Annotated in this window: 19 protein-coding genes; 11 read left to right on the plus strand and 8 right to left on the minus strand. The window is 61.8% G+C overall.

Annotated elements, in window-relative coordinates; genetic code table 11:
- The first annotated feature begins 57 nt into the window (after positions 1-57).
- Both QRN10_RS16840 and mmsB read left to right on the plus strand, forming a co-directional pair.
- Positions 58-1,575: a CoA-acylating methylmalonate-semialdehyde dehydrogenase gene (locus tag QRN10_RS16840; RefSeq protein WP_253509365.1), complete on the plus strand. Its 1,518-nt coding sequence runs from the start codon at positions 58-60 to the stop codon at positions 1,573-1,575.
- A 15-nt stretch (positions 1,576-1,590) separates the two neighbouring features.
- Positions 1,591-2,478, plus strand: a complete 888-nt coding sequence (gene mmsB / locus QRN10_RS16845) for a 3-hydroxyisobutyrate dehydrogenase (protein ID WP_285428741.1) — start codon at positions 1,591-1,593, stop codon at positions 2,476-2,478.
- Positions 2,479-2,563: 85 nt separating this feature from the next.
- Here mmsB and QRN10_RS16850 read toward each other — a convergent pair whose 3' ends face one another.
- A complete protein-coding gene (locus QRN10_RS16850; RefSeq protein WP_122720183.1) occupies positions 2,564-2,908 on the minus strand; it encodes a cupin domain-containing protein in 345 nt (114 codons plus the stop codon).
- Positions 2,909-3,286: 378 nt separating this feature from the next.
- Between QRN10_RS16850 and kynB the strand changes: the two genes are divergently transcribed.
- Positions 3,287-3,937 carry an arylformamidase gene (gene kynB, locus QRN10_RS16855; protein ID WP_285428742.1) on the plus strand — a complete coding sequence of 217 codons (651 nt, stop codon included), beginning with the start codon at positions 3,287-3,289 and terminating at the stop codon, positions 3,935-3,937.
- A complete protein-coding gene (gene kynA, locus QRN10_RS16860; protein ID WP_253509360.1) occupies positions 3,934-4,791 on the plus strand; it encodes a tryptophan 2,3-dioxygenase in 858 nt (285 codons plus the stop codon). The genes kynB and kynA overlap by 4 nt, the downstream gene beginning before the upstream one ends.
- A gap of 37 nt (positions 4,792-4,828) precedes the next feature.
- Here kynA and QRN10_RS16865 read toward each other — a convergent pair whose 3' ends face one another.
- The 4 genes from QRN10_RS16865 to antA form a co-directional block, all read right to left on the minus strand.
- Positions 4,829-6,232 carry an amino acid permease gene (locus tag QRN10_RS16865; RefSeq protein WP_285428743.1) on the minus strand — a complete coding sequence of 468 codons (1,404 nt, stop codon included), beginning with the start codon at positions 6,230-6,232 and terminating at the stop codon, positions 4,829-4,831.
- Positions 6,233-6,303: 71 nt separating this feature from the next.
- Complete coding sequence (gene antC, locus QRN10_RS16870) at positions 6,304-7,311, minus strand: anthranilate 1,2-dioxygenase electron transfer component AntC (RefSeq protein ID WP_266246771.1); 1,008 nt, start codon at positions 7,309-7,311, stop codon at positions 6,304-6,306.
- Between the two features lie 26 nt (positions 7,312-7,337).
- Complete coding sequence (gene antB, locus QRN10_RS16875) at positions 7,338-7,829, minus strand: anthranilate 1,2-dioxygenase small subunit (RefSeq protein WP_181078835.1); 492 nt, start codon at positions 7,827-7,829, stop codon at positions 7,338-7,340.
- Complete coding sequence (gene antA / locus QRN10_RS16880; RefSeq protein WP_285428745.1) at positions 7,829-9,220, minus strand: anthranilate 1,2-dioxygenase large subunit; 1,392 nt, start codon at positions 9,218-9,220, stop codon at positions 7,829-7,831. Before antA ends, antB begins: the two co-directional genes overlap by 1 nt.
- A 311-nt stretch (positions 9,221-9,531) precedes the next feature.
- Here antA and QRN10_RS16885 point away from each other — a divergent pair, with 311 nt between their 5' ends.
- Positions 9,532-10,524, plus strand: a complete 993-nt coding sequence (locus QRN10_RS16885) for an AraC family transcriptional regulator (protein WP_181078831.1) — start codon at positions 9,532-9,534, stop codon at positions 10,522-10,524.
- A gap of 43 nt (positions 10,525-10,567) precedes the next feature.
- Here the strand turns inward: QRN10_RS16885 and QRN10_RS16890 are convergent, their stop codons facing one another.
- Complete coding sequence (locus QRN10_RS16890) at positions 10,568-11,443, minus strand: LysR family transcriptional regulator (RefSeq protein ID WP_285428746.1); 876 nt, start codon at positions 11,441-11,443, stop codon at positions 10,568-10,570.
- A 114-nt stretch (positions 11,444-11,557) separates the two neighbouring features.
- Here QRN10_RS16890 and QRN10_RS16895 point away from each other — a divergent pair, with 114 nt between their 5' ends.
- From QRN10_RS16895 to catA, 3 genes are read left to right on the plus strand one after another with little or no spacing between them, the layout of a single operon-like run.
- Positions 11,558-12,685, plus strand: coding sequence for a muconate cycloisomerase family protein (locus tag QRN10_RS16895; protein ID WP_285428747.1), 1,128 nt, complete (start codon positions 11,558-11,560; stop codon positions 12,683-12,685).
- Positions 12,686-12,697: 12 nt separating this feature from the next.
- Positions 12,698-12,988: a muconolactone Delta-isomerase gene (gene catC, locus QRN10_RS16900; RefSeq protein ID WP_181078825.1), complete on the plus strand. Its 291-nt coding sequence runs from the start codon at positions 12,698-12,700 to the stop codon at positions 12,986-12,988.
- Positions 12,989-13,029: 41 nt separating this feature from the next.
- On the plus strand, positions 13,030-13,959 hold the full coding sequence (gene catA, locus QRN10_RS16905) for a catechol 1,2-dioxygenase (RefSeq protein ID WP_181078823.1): 930 nt from the start codon (positions 13,030-13,032) through the stop codon (positions 13,957-13,959).
- Between the two features lie 77 nt (positions 13,960-14,036).
- Here the strand turns inward: catA and QRN10_RS16910 are convergent, their stop codons facing one another.
- Positions 14,037-14,510: an Lrp/AsnC family transcriptional regulator gene (locus QRN10_RS16910; RefSeq protein WP_017531067.1), complete on the minus strand. Its 474-nt coding sequence runs from the start codon at positions 14,508-14,510 to the stop codon at positions 14,037-14,039.
- A gap of 144 nt (positions 14,511-14,654) precedes the next feature.
- Between QRN10_RS16910 and kynU the strand changes: the two genes are divergently transcribed.
- Both kynU and QRN10_RS16920 read left to right on the plus strand, forming a co-directional pair.
- Positions 14,655-15,905 (plus strand): kynureninase, encoded by a 1,251-nt coding sequence (kynU, locus tag QRN10_RS16915; protein WP_253509349.1) that lies wholly within the window; start codon positions 14,655-14,657, stop codon positions 15,903-15,905.
- A 99-nt stretch (positions 15,906-16,004) separates the two neighbouring features.
- On the plus strand, positions 16,005-17,411 hold the full coding sequence (locus QRN10_RS16920; protein WP_285428748.1) for an amino acid permease: 1,407 nt from the start codon (positions 16,005-16,007) through the stop codon (positions 17,409-17,411).
- Here QRN10_RS16920 and QRN10_RS16925 read toward each other — a convergent pair.
- A complete protein-coding gene (locus QRN10_RS16925; protein ID WP_266246754.1) occupies positions 17,357-18,253 on the minus strand; it encodes a LysR family transcriptional regulator in 897 nt (298 codons plus the stop codon). The genes QRN10_RS16920 and QRN10_RS16925 overlap by 55 nt on opposite strands.
- 135 nt (positions 18,254-18,388) lie before the next feature.
- Here QRN10_RS16925 and QRN10_RS16930 point away from each other — a divergent pair, with 135 nt between their 5' ends.
- Positions 18,389-19,153 carry a sulfite exporter TauE/SafE family protein gene (locus tag QRN10_RS16930; protein ID WP_285428749.1) on the plus strand — a complete coding sequence of 255 codons (765 nt, stop codon included), beginning with the start codon at positions 18,389-18,391 and terminating at the stop codon, positions 19,151-19,153.
- Positions 19,154-19,177: the final 24 nt, after the last annotated feature.

Genomic DNA, 19,177 nt, shown 5'->3' on the forward strand with positions numbered 1-19,177 from the left:
TCTTCAGGGCGGTTCAACGCCTTGGTTCTCTGCATATAAATAAGAATTGGAGACCCCATGAACGCATCTGCCGAAATTTCCGTACAACCGGTCAAGCTACTGATCGACGGTGAATGGGTCGAGTCCAAGACCACCCAGTGGCAGGACATCGTCAACCCCGCCACTCAGCAAGTGCTGGCCAGAGTGCCGTTTGCCACCGCCGATGAAGTCAACGCCGCCATCGATGCCGCCCATCGCGCCTTCCAAACCTGGAAACTGACGCCGATCGGCGCGCGCATGCGCATCATGCTCAAACTGCAGGCCTTGATTCGCGAACACTCCAAGCGCATCGCCGTGGTCCTCAGCGCCGAGCAGGGTAAGACCATTGCCGATGCCGAAGGCGATATCTTCCGTGGCCTGGAAGTGGTGGAGCACGCCTGTTCCATCGGCACCCTGCAAATGGGTGAGTTCGCCGAGAACGTCGCCGGTGGCGTCGATACCTACACCCTGCGCCAACCTATCGGCGTGTGTGCGGGTATCACCCCGTTTAACTTCCCGGCGATGATTCCGCTGTGGATGTTCCCGATGGCCATCGCCTGCGGTAATACCTTCGTCCTCAAACCGTCCGAACAGGACCCACTATCGACCATGCTGCTGGTGGAGCTGGCGCTGGAAGCCGGCGTACCCGCGGGTGTGCTCAACGTGGTGCATGGCGGCAAGGACGTGGTGGATGCGCTGTGCACCCACAAAGACATCAAGGCCGTGTCCTTCGTCGGCTCGACGGCGGTGGGCACGCACGTCTACGACCTGGCCGGCAAACACGGCAAGCGCGTGCAATCGATGATGGGCGCCAAGAACCACGCGGTGGTGCTGCCGGATGCCAATCGCGAACACACCCTCAATGCCTTGGTCGGCGCCGGTTTCGGTGCGGCCGGCCAGCGCTGCATGGCCACCTCCGTGGTGGTGCTGGTGGGGGCGTCCAAGCAATGGCTGCCGGACCTCAAGGCGCTGGCGCAGAAGCTCAAGGTCAACGCCGGCAGCGAAGCCGGCACCGATGTCGGCCCGGTGATTTCCAAGCGCGCCAAGGCACGCATCCTGGAGCTGATCGAAAGTGGCGTGCAGCAAGGCGCCAAGCTCGAATTGGACGGTCGCGACATCCAGGTGCCGGGTTTCGAGCAAGGCAACTTCGTTGGTCCGACCCTGTTCTCGGGCGTGACCACCGACATGCGCATTTACACCGAAGAAATCTTCGGCCCGGTGTTGGTGGTGATCGAAGTCGACACCCTCGACGAGGCCATCGCCCTGGTCAACGCCAACCCGTTCGGTAATGGCACCGGCCTGTTCACCCAGAGCGGGGCGGCGGCGCGTAAGTTCCAGAGCGAAATCGACGTGGGCCAGGTCGGCATCAACATCCCGATTCCGGTGCCGGTGCCGTTCTTCAGCTTCACCGGCTCCCGGGGTTCCAAGCTTGGCGACCTCGGCCCGTACGGCAAGCAAGTGGTGCAGTTCTATACCCAGACCAAAACCGTGACGAGCCGCTGGTTCGACGACGACACGGTCAACGATGGCGTCAACACCACCATCAACCTGCGCTGATTCCGGGAGACCACCATGAAGATCGCATTTATCGGTTTGGGCAACATGGGCGCGCCCATGGCCCGCAACCTGATCAAGGCCGGCCACGCGCTGAACCTGTTCGACCTCAACCAGACGGTGCTCAAGGAACTCGCCGAACTGGGCGGCACCATCAGCGACTCGCCGCGCCATGCCGCCCAAGGCGCTGAGCTGGTGATTACCATGCTGCCGGCCGCTGCCCACGTGCGCAGCGTGTGGCTGAATGACGATGGCGTGCTCGCCGGTATCGGCAGTGGCGTGCCGGCGGTGGACTGCAGCACCATCGATCCGCAGACCGCACGCGACGTGGCCGCAGCGGCAGCCAAGCACGGCGTGGCGATGGCCGACGCCCCCGTCTCCGGCGGTACCGGCGGCGCCCAGGCGGGCACGTTGACCTTTATGGTCGGCGCTACCTCGGAACTGTTCGCCACCCTGCACCCGGTGCTGGCGCAAATGGGCCGCAACATCGTGCATTGCGGTGAAGTCGGCACCGGGCAGATCGCCAAGATCTGCAACAACCTGTTGCTGGGTATCAGCATGGTGGGCGTGAGCGAAGCCATGGCCCTGGGCGATGCGCTGGGGATCGACACCCAAGTGCTGGCGGGCATCATCAACAGCTCTACCGGGCGCTGCTGGAGCTCCGACACCTACAACCCATGGCCTGGCGTGATCGAAACCGCCCCGGCGTCCCGTGGCTACACCGGCGGTTTCGGCGCCGACCTGATGCTCAAGGATCTGGGCCTGGCTACCGAAGCTGCCCGCCAGGCCAGGCAGCCGGTGATTCTGGGCGCTGTGGCTCAACAGTTGTATCAATCCATGAGCCAGCGCGGGGAGGGCGGCCAGGACTTCTCGGCGATCGTTAACAGCTATCGCAAGCCCAAATAGGTCCTGCGCAAAGGAAACTGCGTGGTGAGCAGGACCGGCCCGCTCACCACCCACCTGCTCAATCCCCCATAAGCGGGGCGATTACTCAGGCGAACACAAAATACTTACGCACAGTCTCGACCACTTCCCACGTCCCCTTCATCCCTGGCTCCACCACAAAGATATCCCCAGCCCGCAAGTGAATCGGCTCCATCCCCTCAGGCGTGATCACGCAGTAGCCTTCCTGGAAATGGCAGTATTCCCACTTCACGTACTCCACGTACCACTTGCCCGGCGTGCAGATCCAGGTGCCCATGATCTTGCTGCCGTCTTCGCTGGTGTAGGCGTTGAGGTTGACGGTGTGCGGATCGCCTTCGAGCTTCTCCCATTTGCAGGCATCCAGGACCGGCAAGGGATGGGTGTCGCGCAGTACGGTAATGGGCTTGGGCATGATGACTCCGAGGCAAGTAAACGAGAGTCGAACCCTATAGCGTCGCCAGCACCCTCAGTGGTCTGAACTCGACATCGGGATGTCCAGAAGCGCAGATGCTCCTGGCACAACAAGGTCAATGTGGGAGGGGGCTTGCCCCCGATGGCGGCGTCACAGCGGGCACCTGGATCAACTGGCTCACTGAATCGGGGGGCATCCCCCCCTCCCACATTAATTCTTGGTGTCCAGTCAAACGTTGCCAGGCGACATATTCGAGCGTGAGCAAGCCTGTTTCTCGCAGTAAGTGCGAAAGATCTCCCATCTCACGCCAGAATTCGCAAGAAAATTCACAGCAGGCCCTCGTATCATTCACCCCAGTAACGACCGAGAGCCTTGAGCATGAACCCAATAAAAACGTGGTGGGACATCAGCCCGCCCTTGAGCGCAGCCACGCCCACCTGGCCGGGCGATACGCCGTTTCAGGAAGAGCGCGTATGGCAGTTCGGCCCCGAGTGCCCGGTGAACGTCGGGCGCGTAACCTTCTCGCCGCACACCGGCGCCCATGTCGATGCGCCGCTGCACTACAGCGCGGACGGCGCGCCGATCGGTGAGGTGTCGCTGGAGGTGTACATGGGCCCCTGCCGGGTGCTGCATTGCCTGGGCAGCGGTGCGCTGGTGCAGCCTCATCAGCTCGATGGCCGTGTGGATAACTTGCCCGAGCGCGTGCTGCTGCGCACTTATCCACAAGCGCCTTCGACTGAATGGGACGCGAACTTCACCGCGATTGCCCCGCAAACCATCGAACGGCTCGCCGGCCTGGGTGTGCGGCTGATCGGTATCGATACGCCGTCTCTGGACCCGCAGCAGTCCAAGACCATGGATTCTCACAATGCCGTGGCCCGCCATGGCATGGCGATTCTCGAAGGCATCGTGCTTGACGACGTACCGGAGGGCGACTACGAACTGATCGCCTTGCCGCTGCGCTTTGCCAACCTCGACGCCAGTCCGGTCCGCGCAATCCTGCGCCCGCTCAAGGAGCCCACGCGATGAGCCAATGTCCTTTCTCTGCTGACTACCAACCGCCGGAAGAATGGCATAACGCCGAGCTGAATTTTTCCGAGTCCATGAGCTACGGCGATTATCTGGACCTGGGCAAAGTCCTCAGCGCTCAGCACCCGCTGTCGCCGGACCACAATGAAATGCTCTTTATCATCCAGCACCAGACCTCCGAGCTGTGGATGAAGCTGATGCTCCACGAGCTCAAGGCCGCCCGCGAACATGTGCGCCTGGGCGAGCTGCCGCCGGCGTTCAAGATGCTCGCGCGGGTGTCGCGGATCTTCGACCAGCTGGTGCATGCCTGGGCGGTACTGGCGACCATGACGCCCTCGGAATACAAGGCCATTCGCCCGTTCCTGGGACAGTCGTCGGGGTTCCAGTCGTTTCAGTACCGTGAGATCGAATTTATCCTTGGCAACAAGAGCCCGGCATTGTTGCGGCCCCATGCCCATCGCCCGGAATTGTTGCAGCAACTGCAAGTGGCGATTGCCACGCCGTCGCTGTATGACGAGGCGATCAACCTGATGACCAAGGCCGGCTTGGCGATTGACCCGCAACGCACCCAACGCGACCCAACGGCAGCGACCGTTCACGATGACTCGGTGGAAGCGGCGTGGCGCGAGGTGTATCGCGATCCGAGCCGTTACTGGGACTTGTATCAGTTGGCCGAGAAGTTTATCGACCTGGAGGATTCGTTCCGTCAGTGGCGCTTTCGCCATGTGACCACGGTGGAGCGCATCATCGGCTTCCAACCGGGCACCGGCGGCACCGAGGGCGTGGGTTACCTGCGCAAGATGCTCGACACGGTGTTGTTCCCCGAGTTATGGCGAGTGCGTTCCACGCTCTAAACACATATGGGAGGGGCTTGCCCCTCCCACATGCCTATCACTGCGTAGCGGCGATTGCTTTCGCCTTACTCATTCGCAACCGGTAGGCCACATAGATCACCCCCACCCACACCGGCATCGCATACACCGACTCACGAATCCCCGGAATGGCCAGCATCACGCTGACAATCATCAGCATGAACGCCAGGCACAGGTAGTTGCTGAAGGGGAACCAAAACGTCTTGAACGACGGCACCACGCCTTGCTCGCCCATGGCCTTGCGAAACTTGATATGGGTGATGCTGATCAGCGCCCAGTTGATCATCAGCGAGGCAACCACCAGGGCGAACAGCAACTCCAGGGCGCTCTGCGGCGCGACATAGTTGACCACCACGCACAGCATCGTCACCAGCGCCGAGATCGCCAGGGCCCGCAGCGGCACGCCTTGCTTATTGAGCTTCATCAGCGCTTTGGGCGCATCGCCTTGCTCGGCCAGGCCGAACAGCATGCGGCTGTTGCAGTACACGCCGCTGTTGTACACCGACAACGCCGCGGTCAGCACCACGAAGTTGAGGATGTGCGCGGCGGTATCGTTGCCGATCAGTGAAAAGATCTGCACGAACGGACTGCCGCTGTAGGCATCGCCCGATGCGCCGAGGGTCTGCAGCAGTTGGTCCCACGGATACAGCGACAGCAGCACAGTCAGCGCACCCACGTAGAAAATCAGGATGCGGTACACCACCTGGTTGATCGCCTTGGGGATCACCTTGCGCGGTTCGCTGGCCTCGGCGGCGGTGATGCCCACCAGCTCCAGGCCACCAAACGAGAACATGATGAACGCCATGGACATCAGCAGCCCCATGCCGCCATTGGGGAAGAACCCACCGTGGCTCCACAGGTTGCTGATGGACGCCTGCGAACCGCCGGTGCCGCTGAACAGCAGGTAGCAACCGAGCACGATCATGCCGACAATCGCCACCACCTTGATGATCGCGAACCAGAACTCGGCCTCACCAAAGAACTTCACGTTCAGCGTGTTGATCAGGTTCACCGCGACAAAAAACACCAGCGCGCTGACCCAGGTCGGAATCTCCGGCCACCAGAACTGGATGTACTTGCCCACCGCCGTCAGTTCGGCCATGCCCACCAGTACATACAGCACCCAGTAGTTCCAGCCCGCCAGGAAACCCGCGTAACCGCACCAGTATTTGTGCGCGAAGTGGCTGAAAGAACCGGCCACCGGCTCTTCGACGATCATCTCGCCGAGCTGGCGCATGATCAGGAAGGCGATAAAACCGGCGATCGCGTAGCCGAGGATCATCGACGGCCCGGCGGACTTGAGCACACCGGCCGAACCGAGGAACAACCCCGTACCGATGGCGCCGCCCAAAGCGATCAGCTGAATATGCCGGTTCTTCAAGCCGCGCTTGAGGCCCACCGGGTTAACCATGTCATCCGCCATTAACGTTCCCTTCTACTTGTTTTTCTTAAGGGTGAGTGCAGGCCGCATCAGCCCCTCAGAAGTGCTGAGGGTCAGATATTACTCTGCGTGAACTTTTCGTAATACAGCTGAACGCCATCAAGTGCCTGATCCAACAGCCATTGTTGGATGGATTCGACCATCGGCGGCGGGCCACACACGTACATATCCGCCGAAACATCCCGCCATTGCGCCACCTCGAAATGTTCGGTGAGGTAGCCGCGCTTGCCGGGCCACTCGGGCGACGGGTTGCTGAGCACTTCGGTGTAGCGAAAACCCGCGAGGCGCCTCGCGTACGCCTTGATACGCTCGGCCTCGCACAAATCCTCTGCACTGCGCACACCATAGTAAAGATGCACGGGCTGCTCGCAGCCGTTGTCGACCAGCTGATCGAGCATGCCCAGCAGTGCCGATAAGCCCGTGCCACCGGCCACCAGCACCAGCGGTTGGCTGACGTGGCGCAGGTAGAACGCCCCCAGCGGCGCTTCCAACTGCAGCCGGTCACCTACCTGGCAACGCTCGCGCAGGTAATTGCTCATCACCCCGTCAGGCAGCAGGCGAATCAGAAATTGCAGCTGCTCGCCTGGCCGATTGGCGAACGAATACGAACGCCAGCTATCGGTGCCGGGCACTTGCAGGCGGGCGTACTGGCCGGGCAGAAAATCCAGCGGTGCGTCCAGTCGCAGGGTGAGCATTGCGGTACTGGCCGACACCTGCTGAACATGGCTCACGCTGGCGCCGACCAGCACCGGGCCCGGCGCGTTGCACAGGCTGGAGTCGAAATCGAAATAGAACGCCGCATCGGAGTTCACCCGCGTCTGGCAACTGAGCATTTTGCGTTGCTGCAGGTCGAGGCTGGAGAGTGCTTCGTCGTCGACATAATCCTGGGTGTAATCCCCCGACTCGCAACGGCCCTGACACGTGCCGCACACACCTTCGCGGCAATCGAGGGGGATCTTGATGCCATTGCGCAGTGCGGCATCCAACAGGATTTCACCCGCGCCCACCGGAAAAAACAGGGTCTTGCCGTCGGCAAAACTGAAGGCCACTTTGTGATTCATTCGCGAAACTCCACAGGTGATGCGCGTCACAGGTGATAGAAATCCAACACCGAATTGATGGTGTCGTTAAGCAGCAGCGCATGCTTGCGGGTGATCAGCCAACTGTCGCCGTCGGGTTTGAGGCGGTAAGTGGCGTGCCCGTAGAACTGCTCCGAGGTGGCCAGCCGGTAAAACAGCGTGTGCCAGTTCAGGTGCACTTGCAGGGTGCCGTCGGCCTGTTCGGCAATACGCACGTTGTTGATCAGGTGCAGGGTGCGCGGCATCGGCGTGGCGGAGGCGGCCTTGCCGGTGCGCAGGCGGAACACGCGGTCTTCAAGCCCCGAACGGTTGGCGTAGTAGATCAGCGACATTTCGCGCTTGGGATCGCGGGTATAGACGTGTTCCGAATCCCACTGCGGCAAGTGGAATTCGCTCTGTGGGTCGAACAGCTGCACATAGGCGTCCCAGTCCTGGGCGTCGCACAGCTCGCACTTGCGGTAGAAGAACTGTTCGATGCGGTACTGCAGTTGCGCATTCATCATTGCACCTCCCGCAGTGTCAGCGCGCGTTGCTCCAGCCCCTTGAGCAGAAATTGCTGCCAGTTGCGGTGCTGGTTGACGTACAGCCCTTCGTGGGTGAACTCGGTACCGGTCATCGCCGGCTGGATGCCGAGGGCTTCGCTGTTGGGGGTGGCCCCGGTTTGCCAGCGGTGGCTGCCACGGGAGATATCGCTCCAGCGTTCCAGGCGGCCCTGGAACCCGCGTTGGGCTTCGCGAAATTCCACCAGGTCGTCCGGTGTGCCCATGCCCGACACGTTGAAGAAATCCTCGAACTGGCGAATGCGATTTTCGCGGTCGGCGTCGGATTCACCCTTCACGCCCAGGCATTGGCTGATGATCTCGGTCTTGTTCCATGCCACCGGGCGGATGATGCGCAGCTGCGAGCTGATCTGGTCGAGAAAAAACAGGCTGGGGTATATGTTCAGGTTGCGCAGGCGGTGCATCATCCATTCGGCTTTTTGCTGGCCGTGTTCGGCGACCAGGCGCGGCATGATCGTGGCATAGCCGGAACGCACGCTCGGGTTGGGCATGTCGCTGAACAACACGCTATGGCCATTGTTGAAGGCGAACCAGCCGTCATCGGTATTCGCGTCGCCTGCGCCGAGCTTGCTGTAGTCCAGCGTGCTGCCGGCGGCGCTGCCGTTTTCGCTGTTCACTTGCTGGCGGTGCTGCACCGTGGCCACGTAGTTGTAGTGCACAGTACTGACGTGATAACCGTCCAGGCCGTTTTCGTTTTGCAGCTTCCAGTTGCCGTCGTAGGTGTAGGCGGATTTACCCGGCAGCACCTCCAACTCACCGGTAGCCGACTGCGCGACCATCATGTCGAAAAACACTTTTGCATCGCCGAGAAAATCCTCCAGGCTGTCGCCGCCGCTCACCTCAAGGCTGATGAACACGAAGCCTTTGTAGCTTTCGATGCGCGCCTTTTTCAGGCCGCGTGTCGCCTTGTCGAAACCCTCCGGGTATTCCCCCGGCGCCTTGACCTTCACCAGTCGGCCATCGCTCTTGTAGCACCAGGCATGGAACGGGCAGGTGAAGGTGGACTGGTTGCCCTTGCCCACGCGGGTAAGCGTGGTGCCGCGATGCTGGCAGGCATTGACCAGAGCATTGAGGCGGCCTTCGCCGTCGCGGGTGATGATCATTGGCTGGCGCCCGGCGCGCATCGTCACGAAGTCATGGAGGTTGGCCAGTTCGCTCTCGTGGCAGGCGTAGATCCAGTTCTTTTCGAAGATCAGTTCCATCTCCAGATCGAACAGCTGCGGCTCGGTGAACATGTCGCGGGCGATGCGGAACACATCGTCGACGGGGCGAAAATCCAGGCAGCTTTCGATAAAGCTTTTCCATTGCTCGACGCTTCTTGCACCACTCATGGGAGGCACCTTTTATTAATGGCTGAACACGTCGGCCATTAAGCGGTTGAGCGTCGGCCGTGGGCTATCCGCTTAATGGGGGAAGGTGCGCCGGATAATTGGGCAGCAACTACCCACGTCGGTGCAGCGCGGTGACGTAATGCGCTACTGTCCTGCCAGGCGATGTGCGCAAAAGCGTGGGACTTATCCACATAGTCGACGCTTGTTATCCAGCCAGTGGCAAACCGGCCGGCGTGGCGCAGAACTTGCCTTCAGCTCAGATGACGCGCCGCCAGAGCGCGCAAATGCCTAACCGCCGTGGGTGCACCCTGATGAGTAGCCAGACACGCGATATCCGTATTCAACGTTTCGACCTGGAGGGCGCCCGCAGTTGGATGTCCGGCATCTGCGGGCCGCACCGCCTGGCGACGGCAACGCCCGAGCGCCTGCGCTTCCACCACAGTGCCAATGTGTTCAAGTCCCGCGCTACCACCCTCGGCGTGATCGAATACGGCACCGACGTGACTATCGATATCGAAGACGCCGAACACTTCAGCAGCTACAGCCTGAGCCTGCCGCTGGTGGGCGAGCAGGAGTTGAGCAAGAACGGCGAGCGCTTGAGTTCCAACTGCGATCAAGGCGTGATCATCTCGCCCAACGAGCATCAGGTGCTGGCGATTTCCGGCGACTGCCGCAAGCTGCAAGTGGTGATCACCCGCGCCGCCATGAGCGAAACCCTCGAGGGCCTGCTGCAGCGCCCGATCGAAGCACCGTTGTGCTTCGAGCCGGTGATGGACGCCGTGGACGGCGCGCCGGCGTCGTGGTGGCGCATGGCGCGTTATTTCATTGCCGAGCTGGAACACAGCAGCGAGTTGTACGAGCACGCGGCGTTTACCCGCGACCTGGAGAGTTCGCTGATCAAGGGCCTGATCCTCGCTCAGCCGAATAACTATTCCGAAGAACTGCGCGACGTACTCGGCGTGAAACTGCCGCACTACCTGATCCGCGCGCGCCAGTACCTCCACGTCAACGCACGCGAAGCCGTGCACCTGGAAGACCTGGAAGCCGCCGCCGGGGTGTCGCGGTTCAAGCTGTTCGATGCGTTTCGCAAGTACTTCGCCCTGTCGCCCATGGCCTACCTGAAAAAGCATCGCCTGGGCGGTGTACGCCAGGAGATCCTCGAGCACGGCTCGACCCGCACCATCTCCGAAATTGCCCTGGGCTGGGGCTTTACTCACCTGGGGCGGTTTTCGGCGGAGTACCGAAAACTGTTCGATGAGTCCCCCAGCCAGACCTTGCAGCGCAAGCGCCTGCGCAATCTCTAAAAGCAATGACATCCTATGTGGGAGGGGCGGGGTGTCAGGGGGATCAGATCAACTCTTCCAGCAGTTGCAGGCAATGACTCAGCCCCGGCGATTGATCGTTCACCCGTCGGCTCAAGATGATCGGCGAAGTCGCCGTCGCTTCCACAATCGGCGTATAGCCGATGTCCGCCCGATGCAGCACCTGTACCGACGCCGGCACCAGTGTCATGCCCATCCCGGCACCGACCAGGCCGATGGCGGTCTGCAGCTCGTTGGTCCACTGCGCCACCTTCAGGCTCAAACCGTGGGCGTCGAAGAGTGCGATTACATGGTCGGCATAACTGGGCCGTGGGTTGCCGGGGTAGAGCACCACCGGCTCGGCGGCCAGTTGCGCGAGGGTAACGGGCGCGGCCAGCAGCGGATGCCCGGCGGGCAGCACGGCCACCAGGCGATCCTCCACCAGCGCGCGCTGCACGATGGCCGGGTCGTCGATACGAATGCGCCCGAAGCCCACGTCGATACGCCCGGCCTTGAGCGCTTCAACCTGCTGCAAGGTGGTCATCTCCGCCAAGCCCAGCTCCAGTTCCAACGTGTCGTGGCTGCGCAGGCGCCGGATCAGCTCCGGCAACACGCCATACAACGTCGAGGGCGCGAAGCCGATGCCCAGCCAGGTCTTCTCGCCCTGGCCGATGCGGCGGGTGACGTCGCGGATCTTGTCCAACTGCTCGAGCAACAATTGGGCGTGCTCATAGAAAAACCGTCCGGCCTCGGTCAACCGCAATGGGCGGCTGCGTTCGAGCAGCAGCACCCCCAGTTCATCCTCCAATTGCTGGATCTGCCGGCTCAGCGGCGGCTGGGCGATGTGCAGGCGTTCGGCCGCGCGAGTGAAGTTGAGGGTTTCTCCCAGCACCTGGAAATAGCGCAGATGACGCAGTTCCATGACGACTCCTTTCATACTTATAAGGTATCAAGCCAGACCCATTCTATATTGGAAGCCTTGAAATCTGGGGCGCAGAATCGATCGAAACTTATACGCAACCCAGCGGGTATTGCCATGCCGATTTGCATCATCACCTCGATCGAGGCCCTTATCGTCGATCTGCCAACCATTCGCCCGCACAAGTTGGCCATGCACACCTTGCAGAACCAGACTCTGGTGATCATCCGAGTGCGCAGCAGCGATGGCATCGAGGGCATCGGTGAGGCCACCACCATCGGCGGCCTGAGTTACGGCAACGAAAGCCCCGACAGCATCAAGGTCAACATTGATCGTCACATCGCGCCGTTGCTGATCGGCCAGGACGCCAGCAACATTAACGCCGCCATGTTGCGCGTGGCGCGCAGTGTGCGCGGCAACACCTTTGCCAAATCCGGCGTGGAAAGCGCCTTGCTCGACGCCCTTGGCAAGCGCCTGGGCCTGCCCGTCAGCGAGTTGCTCGGCGGGCGCGTGCGCGATGCGCTGCCGGTGGCCTGGACATTGGCCAGCGGCAATACCGCGCAGGACATCGACGAAGCGCAGAAGATGCTCGACCTGCGCCGCCATCGCCTGTTCAAGCTGAAGATCGGCGCAGGGCAGGTCGACCATGACCTGGCCCATGTGATCGCGATCAAAAAAGCCCTGGGCGATCGCGCCAGTGTGCGGGTCGACGTCAACCAGGCGTGGGACGAAGCCGTGGCCCTGCGCGCGTGCCGGGTGCTGGGCGACAACGGCATCGACTTGATCGAGCAGCCGATCTCGCGCAACAACCGTGCCGGCATGGCGCGGCTCAATCTGTCGAGCCCGACGCCGATCATGGCCGACGAGTCCATCGAATGTGTCGAGGATGCCTTCAACCTGGCCCGCGAAGGTGCGGCGTCGGTGTTTGCCCTCAAGATCGCCAAGAACGGCGGCCCGCGCGCAGTGTTGCGCACGGCGGCTATCGCCGAAGCGGCCGGTATCGGCCTGTACGGCGGCACGATGCTGGAGGGCGGTATCGGCACCCTGGCGTCGGCCCATGCCTTCCTGACCCTGGACACACTGGCGTGGGGCACCGAACTGTTCGGCCCGCTGTTGCTCACCGAAGACATCCTTGCCGAGCCGCCGCTGTACCGCGATTTCCAGCTGCATGTCTCCACCGCACCGGGCCTGGGCCTGGTCATCGATGAAGAGCGCCTGGCGTTCTTGCGTCGCGATAAACCCTAAGAGGCACCTGCTATGTTGTTCCACGTAAAAATGACCGTGAACCTGCCCGTCGACATGCACCCCGAGCGCGCCGCCAGCCTCAAGGCCGAAGAAAAAGCCTTGGCGCAGCGCCTGCAGGAGTCCGGCCAGTGGCGCCACCTGTGGCGCATCGCCGGGCACTACGCCAACTACAGCGTGTTCGACGTCGACAGCGTGCAGCAACTGCACGACCTGCTGATGCAACTGCCGCTGTATCCCTACATGGCCATCGAGGTGAATGCCCTGTGCCGACACCCGTCGTCGATCCATGAAGACGACCGCTGAGTCTGATTTGCACCCGATAATTACAAGATGAGGATTGCACCATGTCCATTCGACTGTCCCAGACCGCCCACGCCCAGCAGTTTCTCGAAGAAGCCAGCGGCAACTGCAACGCTGGCGGCAACCCGCGCGCCAAAGCGCTGATCTACCGGATTTTGCGCGACACCGTGAACATCATCGAAGACCTGGAGGTGACCCCGGAAGAATTCTGGAAAGCGGTCAACTACCTCAACGAGTTGGGCAAACAGCAGGAAGCCGGGCTGCTCGCCGCCGGGCTTGGCCTGGAGCATTACTTGGACATGCTGATGGACGCTGCCGACGAAGAGGCCGGCAAGACCGGCGGCACCCCGCGCACCATCGAAGGCCCGTTGTACGTGGCCGGCGCGCCGCTGTGCCAGTACGAAGCCCGCCTGGACGACGGCAGCGACGATGCCGTGCCGCTGTTCATGCGCGGCCAGGTACGCGACACCCATGGCAAGCCACTGGCCGGAGCGATTGTGGATGTGTGGCAGGCCAATACTGGTGGCACCTACTCGTGGTTCGACGCGACGCAGTCAGACTTCAACCTGCGCCGCCGCATCGAGACCGACGCCCAGGGCAACTACCGTTTTCGCAGCATCGTGCCGTCGGGCTACGGCTGCCCGCCGAGCGGGCCGACCCAGCAGTTGCTCGATCAACTGGGGCGCCACGGGCAGCGCCCGGCGCATATCCATTTCTTTATCTCTGCGCCTGGACATCGGCACCTGACCACGCAGATCAACCTGTCGGACGACCCCTATCTGCATGATGACTTCGCCTATGCCACCCGTGACGAACTGATTGCCCAGATCCGCTTCAGCGACGATCCGCAACTGGCGCGCGAGTTTGGTGTGCAAGGGCGCTTTGCACAGATTGATTTTGACTTTGAGTTGCAGGCGGCCGACGCGCCGGTAGAACAGAAACGCATGCAGCGGGTGCGCGCCCTCGAAGACTGAATGCGGTCAAACATGTGGGAGGGGGCAAGTCGAATGGTCGCACCGCCCCTCCCACATTTGATCTGTGTCGTGCCTGACTATTTGCGCACGACCAGATCCAACACTTCATCCCGATCCTTGATCTTCTGCAGCACAATCTCCGAACGGATATCCATCACTCCCGCCGTGCGGTTCAGGTGGTTCACGATAAAGTCAGAAAAATGCTTGAGGTTGCGCGCCTGCACCCGCAGCACGTAGTTGCTCGCGCCGGTGATCACATAGGCGCTGGCCACTTCCGGCCAGCCTTGCACCTTCTTGATGAAGGTCTCGTGCCAATCCTCTACGTCCTGACGCAAGGACAGGTGGACGATGGCTTCCAGTTCGATCCCCAATTGCTCGGCATTCAGCACCGCACGGTAGCCGCTGATTACACCCTCGCTTTCCAGCAGGCGCAAACGGCGCAGGCAGGCGGAGGGCGACAGGGCGACTTTTTCCGCCAGTTCCTGATTACTGATACGGCCGTCCTGTTGCAGAAAATGCAGGAGGCGCAGGTCGGTGGCGTCAAGGATCATGCTTAGAATAAATCCGCGTGTTTGAAGGTTTAATTCGAATTTCCTACAGCTTAATTAGCTTGTCGCCCAGCACTTTGCACGAAAATTCTTTAAAACTTCGTTAATAATTTGGTTCATCTTCTCTTATAAGAATCAGGACCTGCCATGACCTCCCGAAGCCATTGCCAAACCCTGGATGCCCAGGACCCGCTGGCACCGCTGCGTGCATGCTTTGCCTTGCCCCAAGGCGTGATCTACCTGGACGGCAACTCCCTCGGCGCACGCCCGGTGGCATCGCTGGCGCGGGCGCAACAGGTGATTGCCCAGGAGTGGGGCGAGGGTTTGATTCGCAGTTGGAACAGCGCGGGCTGGGCAGACCTGTCCCTGCGCCTTGGCAACCGCCTGGCCCCACTGATCGGCGCACGCGACGGCGAAGTCGCAATCACCGATACCACTTCGATCAACCTGTTCAAAGTGCTCAGCGCCGCACTGAGCGTGCAGCGCCAGCGGGCGCCGACGCGCAGGATCATCGTCAGCGAGGCCAGCAACTTCCCCACCGACCTGTATATCGCCGAAGGCCTGGCCGAGTTGCTGCAACAGGGCTATTCACTGCGCCTGGTGGACGGCCCGGACGAGCTGACCCAGGCCATCGACGCCGACGTGGCGGTGGTGATGCTCACTCATGTCAACTACAAAACCGGCTACATGTATGACATGCGGGGCATGACCGCCCTGAGCCATGAGTGCGGTGCGCTGACGATCTGGGACCTGGCGCATTCGGCGGGCGCGGTGCCGCTGGACCTGCATCAGGCCGGCGCCGATTACGCGATTGGCTGTACCTACAAATACCTCAACGGCGGCCCCGGCTCCCAGGCATTCGTGTGGGTCAACCCGGCGCTGGTGGACCTGGTGCGCCAGCCGTTGTCGGGCTGGTTCGGGCATACGCGGCAGTTTGCCATGGAATCCAGCTATGCGCCGAGCGCCGGCATCGCTCGCTACCTGTGCGGCACCCAGCCGATCACTTCGTTGGCGATGGTGGAATGCGGTCTGGAGATTTTTGAACAGACCGACATGGCCAGCCTGCGCCGCAAATCCCTCGCGTTGACCGACCTGTTTATTGCCTTGGTGCAGACCCGCTGCGCCGCCCATGGCCTGCAACTGATTACCCCGCGTGAACACGCCAAGCGCGGCAGTCATGTGAGCTTCGAGCATCCTGAAGGCTATGCGGTGATCCAAGCGCTGATCGCCCGTGGCGTGATCGGCGACTACCGCGAACCGCGCATCATGCGCTTTGGGTTTACGCCGCTGTACACGAGCTTTACCGAGGTGTGGGATGCGGTGGAAATCCTTGGTGAGATTCTAGATAACAACACCTGGGACCAACCCCAATTCAAGGTCCGCCACAGCGTTACCTGAATAAACGCCGGAGAATGTGGGAGGGGCCTGCCGCCTCCCACAGGGGATCTGTGACAACAGTTAGACAGTACAACCACAATAATAAAGAGGCACACCACAGTGACCACACCAGACAACGGCTTTGCCGAAATCACCCATCGCGAACTGGGCCTGAGGCGCCAGCTCACCTCCGGCCAGATGAGCATGATCGCCATCGGTGGCGCCATCGGCACCGGGCTGTTCATGGGCAGCGCCTACGCCATCGGCTATGCCGGGCCCAGCGTACTGGTGAGCTACGCCATCGGTGCGTTGATCACCTTGCTGCTGATGGGCTGCCTGGCGGAGATGACGGTGGCCCATTCCACCTCCGGTTCCTTCGGCGCCTATGCCGAGTTCTATATCAGCCCGCTGGCCGGGTTCCTGGTGCGCTATGCCTATTGGGCGGCGATTGTGCTGGCGGTGGGCGCCGAGGTCACGGCGGTGGCGATGTACATGAAGTACTGGTTCGCCAACGTGCCGGAGTGGGTGTGGATCGTGTCGTTTTCCAGCGTGCTGATTGTGCTCAATGCCATCAGCGTGAAAACCTTCGGCAACTTCGAGTACTGGTTTTCAACGATCAAGATCAGCGCCATCGTCGGCTTCATTCTCCTCGCGGTGTACGTGGTGTTCGGTTCCGCCAACCCGGACTACGGTGTGCAGAACTACACGGCTCATGGCGGTTTCTTTCCCCACGGTGTGAGCGGTATGTGGATCGCGGTGATCGTGTCGATCTTCAGTTACCTGAGTGTGGAGATGATCGCCGTGGCCGCCGGTGAAGCGGCCGACCCGGAGCGTGCGGTCAGGCAAGCCTTTCGCGCGACCATCGTGCGCCTGGTGGTGTTCTACCTGCTGACCCTGGCGCTGATGCTCGCCATCGTGCCGTGGAGCCAGGCCGGCCAGGCACAGAGCCCGTTCGTCACGGTGATGCAGACCCTCGGCATCCCCGGCGCCACCGGGGTGATGAATTTCGTCATCCTGATCGCGGCGCTGTCGGCGATGAACAGCCAGCTCTACATCACCACGCGCATGATGTTCAGCCTCTCGCGCGCCGGCTTTGCGCCCAAGGCCATGGGCACGTTGAGCAAGAGCGGGATACCGCTGAACGCGCTGGTGCTGTCCAGCTCGGGCATCGCCCTGGCGACCTTGCTCAACGTGGTGTACCCGCAAAGCGCGTTCACCTTGATGATGGCGATCTCGATGTTCGGTGCGATTTTCACCTGGTTCATGATCTTCCTCACCCACCTGTTTTTCCGTCGCTATCGCAAGCGCCACGGTGGGCCGAACCTGTCGTTCCAGTTGCGCCTGTTTCCCTGCAGCACCCTGCTGGGGTTGGTGCTGATGGGCGCGGTGATGATCACCACCTACTTCACCGAGGCGTTCAAGCTGACTCTGGTGTTTGGCGTGCCGTTTCTGCTGATACTGTCGGCGGTGTACTACGGGTTTTTCCGCAAGGGCAGGGCCAGCGCTTCGAACAAGGCCTTGGCGTAACCCGGCAGTTGTTCGAACGAGCGCGCACATAGCAGCAATCGCCGAGAGGCCCATTCTTCGCGCAGCGGCTGAGCTTTGAAGCGGTGTTTTCCTGACCAGCGTTCCAACGCGGCCTGGGGCACGATCCCCAGGCCGGCGCCGCGCGCGACCATGCGCATCAGCCCATCAAAGCTCTCGGCGCGAATTCGCGTGTGCAAACGAAAGCCGGCGTGCAGCGCCTGTTCTTCCAGGTACACCGCCAGCGCACTGTGGGCCGCCAGGCCGACGAAGTCGTGTTGCAGGCTATCGATAAAACTGGCCGGTCCTGCCGCCAGTGCATGCGTCGCCGGCATGATCAGCACCAGCGGGTCGTCGCGAAAGGGCAGGGTCTGCAAACCGTGGGTATCCACCGCGTCGGAGATGATCCCCAGGTCGGCCGTGCCTTGGCGCAGCGCCTGGGTGATGCGCAGGCTGGGCAGCTCCTGCAGGTCGATATCCAGGTAGGGATTGTCACGCAGCACATCCGCCAGCAGTTCCGGCAGGTATTCGCTCAGCGCCGTGGTGTTGCACAGCAGGCGCACCTGGCCTTTGACGCCATTGGCATACGCCGCCAGGTCTTGTTGCAGGTGGTCGGCCTGTTGCAACAGCAGGCGCGCGTGGCGGGCCAGGGCCTTGCCCGCGGGCGTCGGGCTGACACCACGGCGACCGCGTTGCAGCAACTCGATCCCCAGCGACGCTTCCATGGCCCGGATTCGCGCGCTGGCGGCGGCCAGAGACAAATGGCTGCGGGCTGCGCCAGCGGTGATATTGCCGGCGTCCAGCGTGTGCAGGTAGAGGCGCAGGTCGATCAGGTCAAAGTGCATGGCCGGTTTCTCGGGTGGCTGGACGGGCCTTATCGGGCCTTGCTGCGGATGAAGCTTCAAGCCTCAAGTAAAACAAGAGGCTGCCTAAGTATATGGCGAATTTTCGCGCTCATCGAAAATCGTCACAATCGGCCCATGACGACCTTCCTCACGTTCTATCAAAATATCGGCTTGGCCTTGTCCTTGCTGGTGATCGCCACCTTTATGCTGGCGGGCACCGTCAAAGGGGTGATCGGTTTGGGCTTGCCCACCGTGGCCATGGGGCTACTCGGTCTGGCTATGTTGCCGGCGCAGGCTGCGGCGTTGCTGATCATTCCGTCGACCGTCACCAACCTCTGGCAACTGGCATTCGGCGGTCATCTGAGTGTGCTGGTCAGACGTCTGTGGCCGATGCTGTTGCTGATTTTTCTCGGCACCGGGCTCGGTACGGCGTGGCTGGGCATCGACGGCGGCGGCTGGGTGGCGCATGCCTTGGGCGCAGCGTTGCTGGCGTACGCCTTGAGCGGGTTGTTGTTGCCCACGTTCAAGGTCGGCTCGGCGGCGGAGCGCTGGCTGGGCCCGCTATGCGGATTGCTCACCGGCGTCGTGACCGCAGCCACCGGGGTGTTTGTGATTCCCGCCGTGCCATATCTGCAGGCGCTGGGCTTGCAGCGCGATCAACTGGTGCAGGCGCTGGGGCTGTCGTTCAGCGTGTCCACCCTGGCCTTGGCTGGCGGGCTGGCCTGGCGCGGTGGGCTGGGCGGCGCTGAACTGAATGCTTCATTGCTGGCGCTGGTGCCGGCGCTGTTAGGCATGTGGCTGGGCCAGTGGGTACGCCAGCGCATCAGTGCCGTGGTGTTCAAACGGGTATTTTTTGTCGGCATGGCGCTGTTGGGCGGGCATCTGCTGATCAGTGGTTAATAATGGCCGCCTATTCGTGCTTGC

The organism is Pseudomonas sp. lyk4-R2A-8 (assembly GCF_030209095.1).
Taxonomy (GTDB): Bacteria; Pseudomonadota; Gammaproteobacteria; order Pseudomonadales; family Pseudomonadaceae; genus Aquipseudomonas; species Aquipseudomonas quebecensis.

Excerpts from the sequence above, each read along its gene's own strand:
- QRN10_RS16850 (WP_122720183.1), bottom strand. The coding sequence starts at position 2,908 with ATGCCCAAGCCCATTACCGTACTGCGCGACACCCATCCCTTGCCGGTC.
- QRN10_RS16910 (WP_017531067.1), bottom strand. The coding sequence starts at position 14,510 with ATGATCCTTGACGCCACCGACCTGCGCCTCCTGCATTTTCTGCAACAG.
- antC (WP_266246771.1), bottom strand. The coding sequence starts at position 7,311 with ATGAATCACAAAGTGGCCTTCAGTTTTGCCGACGGCAAGACCCTGTTT.
- QRN10_RS16895 (WP_285428747.1), top strand. The coding sequence starts at position 11,558 with ATGCCGATTTGCATCATCACCTCGATCGAGGCCCTTATCGTCGATCTG.
- antA (WP_285428745.1), bottom strand. The coding sequence starts at position 9,220 with ATGAGTGGTGCAAGAAGCGTCGAGCAATGGAAAAGCTTTATCGAAAGC.
- catA (WP_181078823.1), top strand. The coding sequence starts at position 13,030 with ATGTCCATTCGACTGTCCCAGACCGCCCACGCCCAGCAGTTTCTCGAA.
- QRN10_RS16930 (WP_285428749.1), top strand. The coding sequence starts at position 18,389 with ATGACGACCTTCCTCACGTTCTATCAAAATATCGGCTTGGCCTTGTCC.
- kynU (WP_253509349.1), top strand. The coding sequence starts at position 14,655 with ATGACCTCCCGAAGCCATTGCCAAACCCTGGATGCCCAGGACCCGCTG.
- kynA (WP_253509360.1), top strand. The coding sequence starts at position 3,934 with ATGAGCCAATGTCCTTTCTCTGCTGACTACCAACCGCCGGAAGAATGG.
- catC (WP_181078825.1), top strand. The coding sequence starts at position 12,698 with ATGTTGTTCCACGTAAAAATGACCGTGAACCTGCCCGTCGACATGCAC.
- kynB (WP_285428742.1), top strand. The coding sequence starts at position 3,287 with ATGAACCCAATAAAAACGTGGTGGGACATCAGCCCGCCCTTGAGCGCA.
- antB (WP_181078835.1), bottom strand. The coding sequence starts at position 7,829 with ATGAATGCGCAACTGCAGTACCGCATCGAACAGTTCTTCTACCGCAAG.
- QRN10_RS16925 (WP_266246754.1), bottom strand. The coding sequence starts at position 18,253 with ATGCACTTTGACCTGATCGACCTGCGCCTCTACCTGCACACGCTGGAC.
- QRN10_RS16885 (WP_181078831.1), top strand. The coding sequence starts at position 9,532 with ATGAGTAGCCAGACACGCGATATCCGTATTCAACGTTTCGACCTGGAG.
- QRN10_RS16840 (WP_253509365.1), top strand. The coding sequence starts at position 58 with ATGAACGCATCTGCCGAAATTTCCGTACAACCGGTCAAGCTACTGATC.
- QRN10_RS16890 (WP_285428746.1), bottom strand. The coding sequence starts at position 11,443 with ATGGAACTGCGTCATCTGCGCTATTTCCAGGTGCTGGGAGAAACCCTC.
- QRN10_RS16865 (WP_285428743.1), bottom strand. The coding sequence starts at position 6,232 with ATGGCGGATGACATGGTTAACCCGGTGGGCCTCAAGCGCGGCTTGAAG.
- mmsB (WP_285428741.1), top strand. The coding sequence starts at position 1,591 with ATGAAGATCGCATTTATCGGTTTGGGCAACATGGGCGCGCCCATGGCC.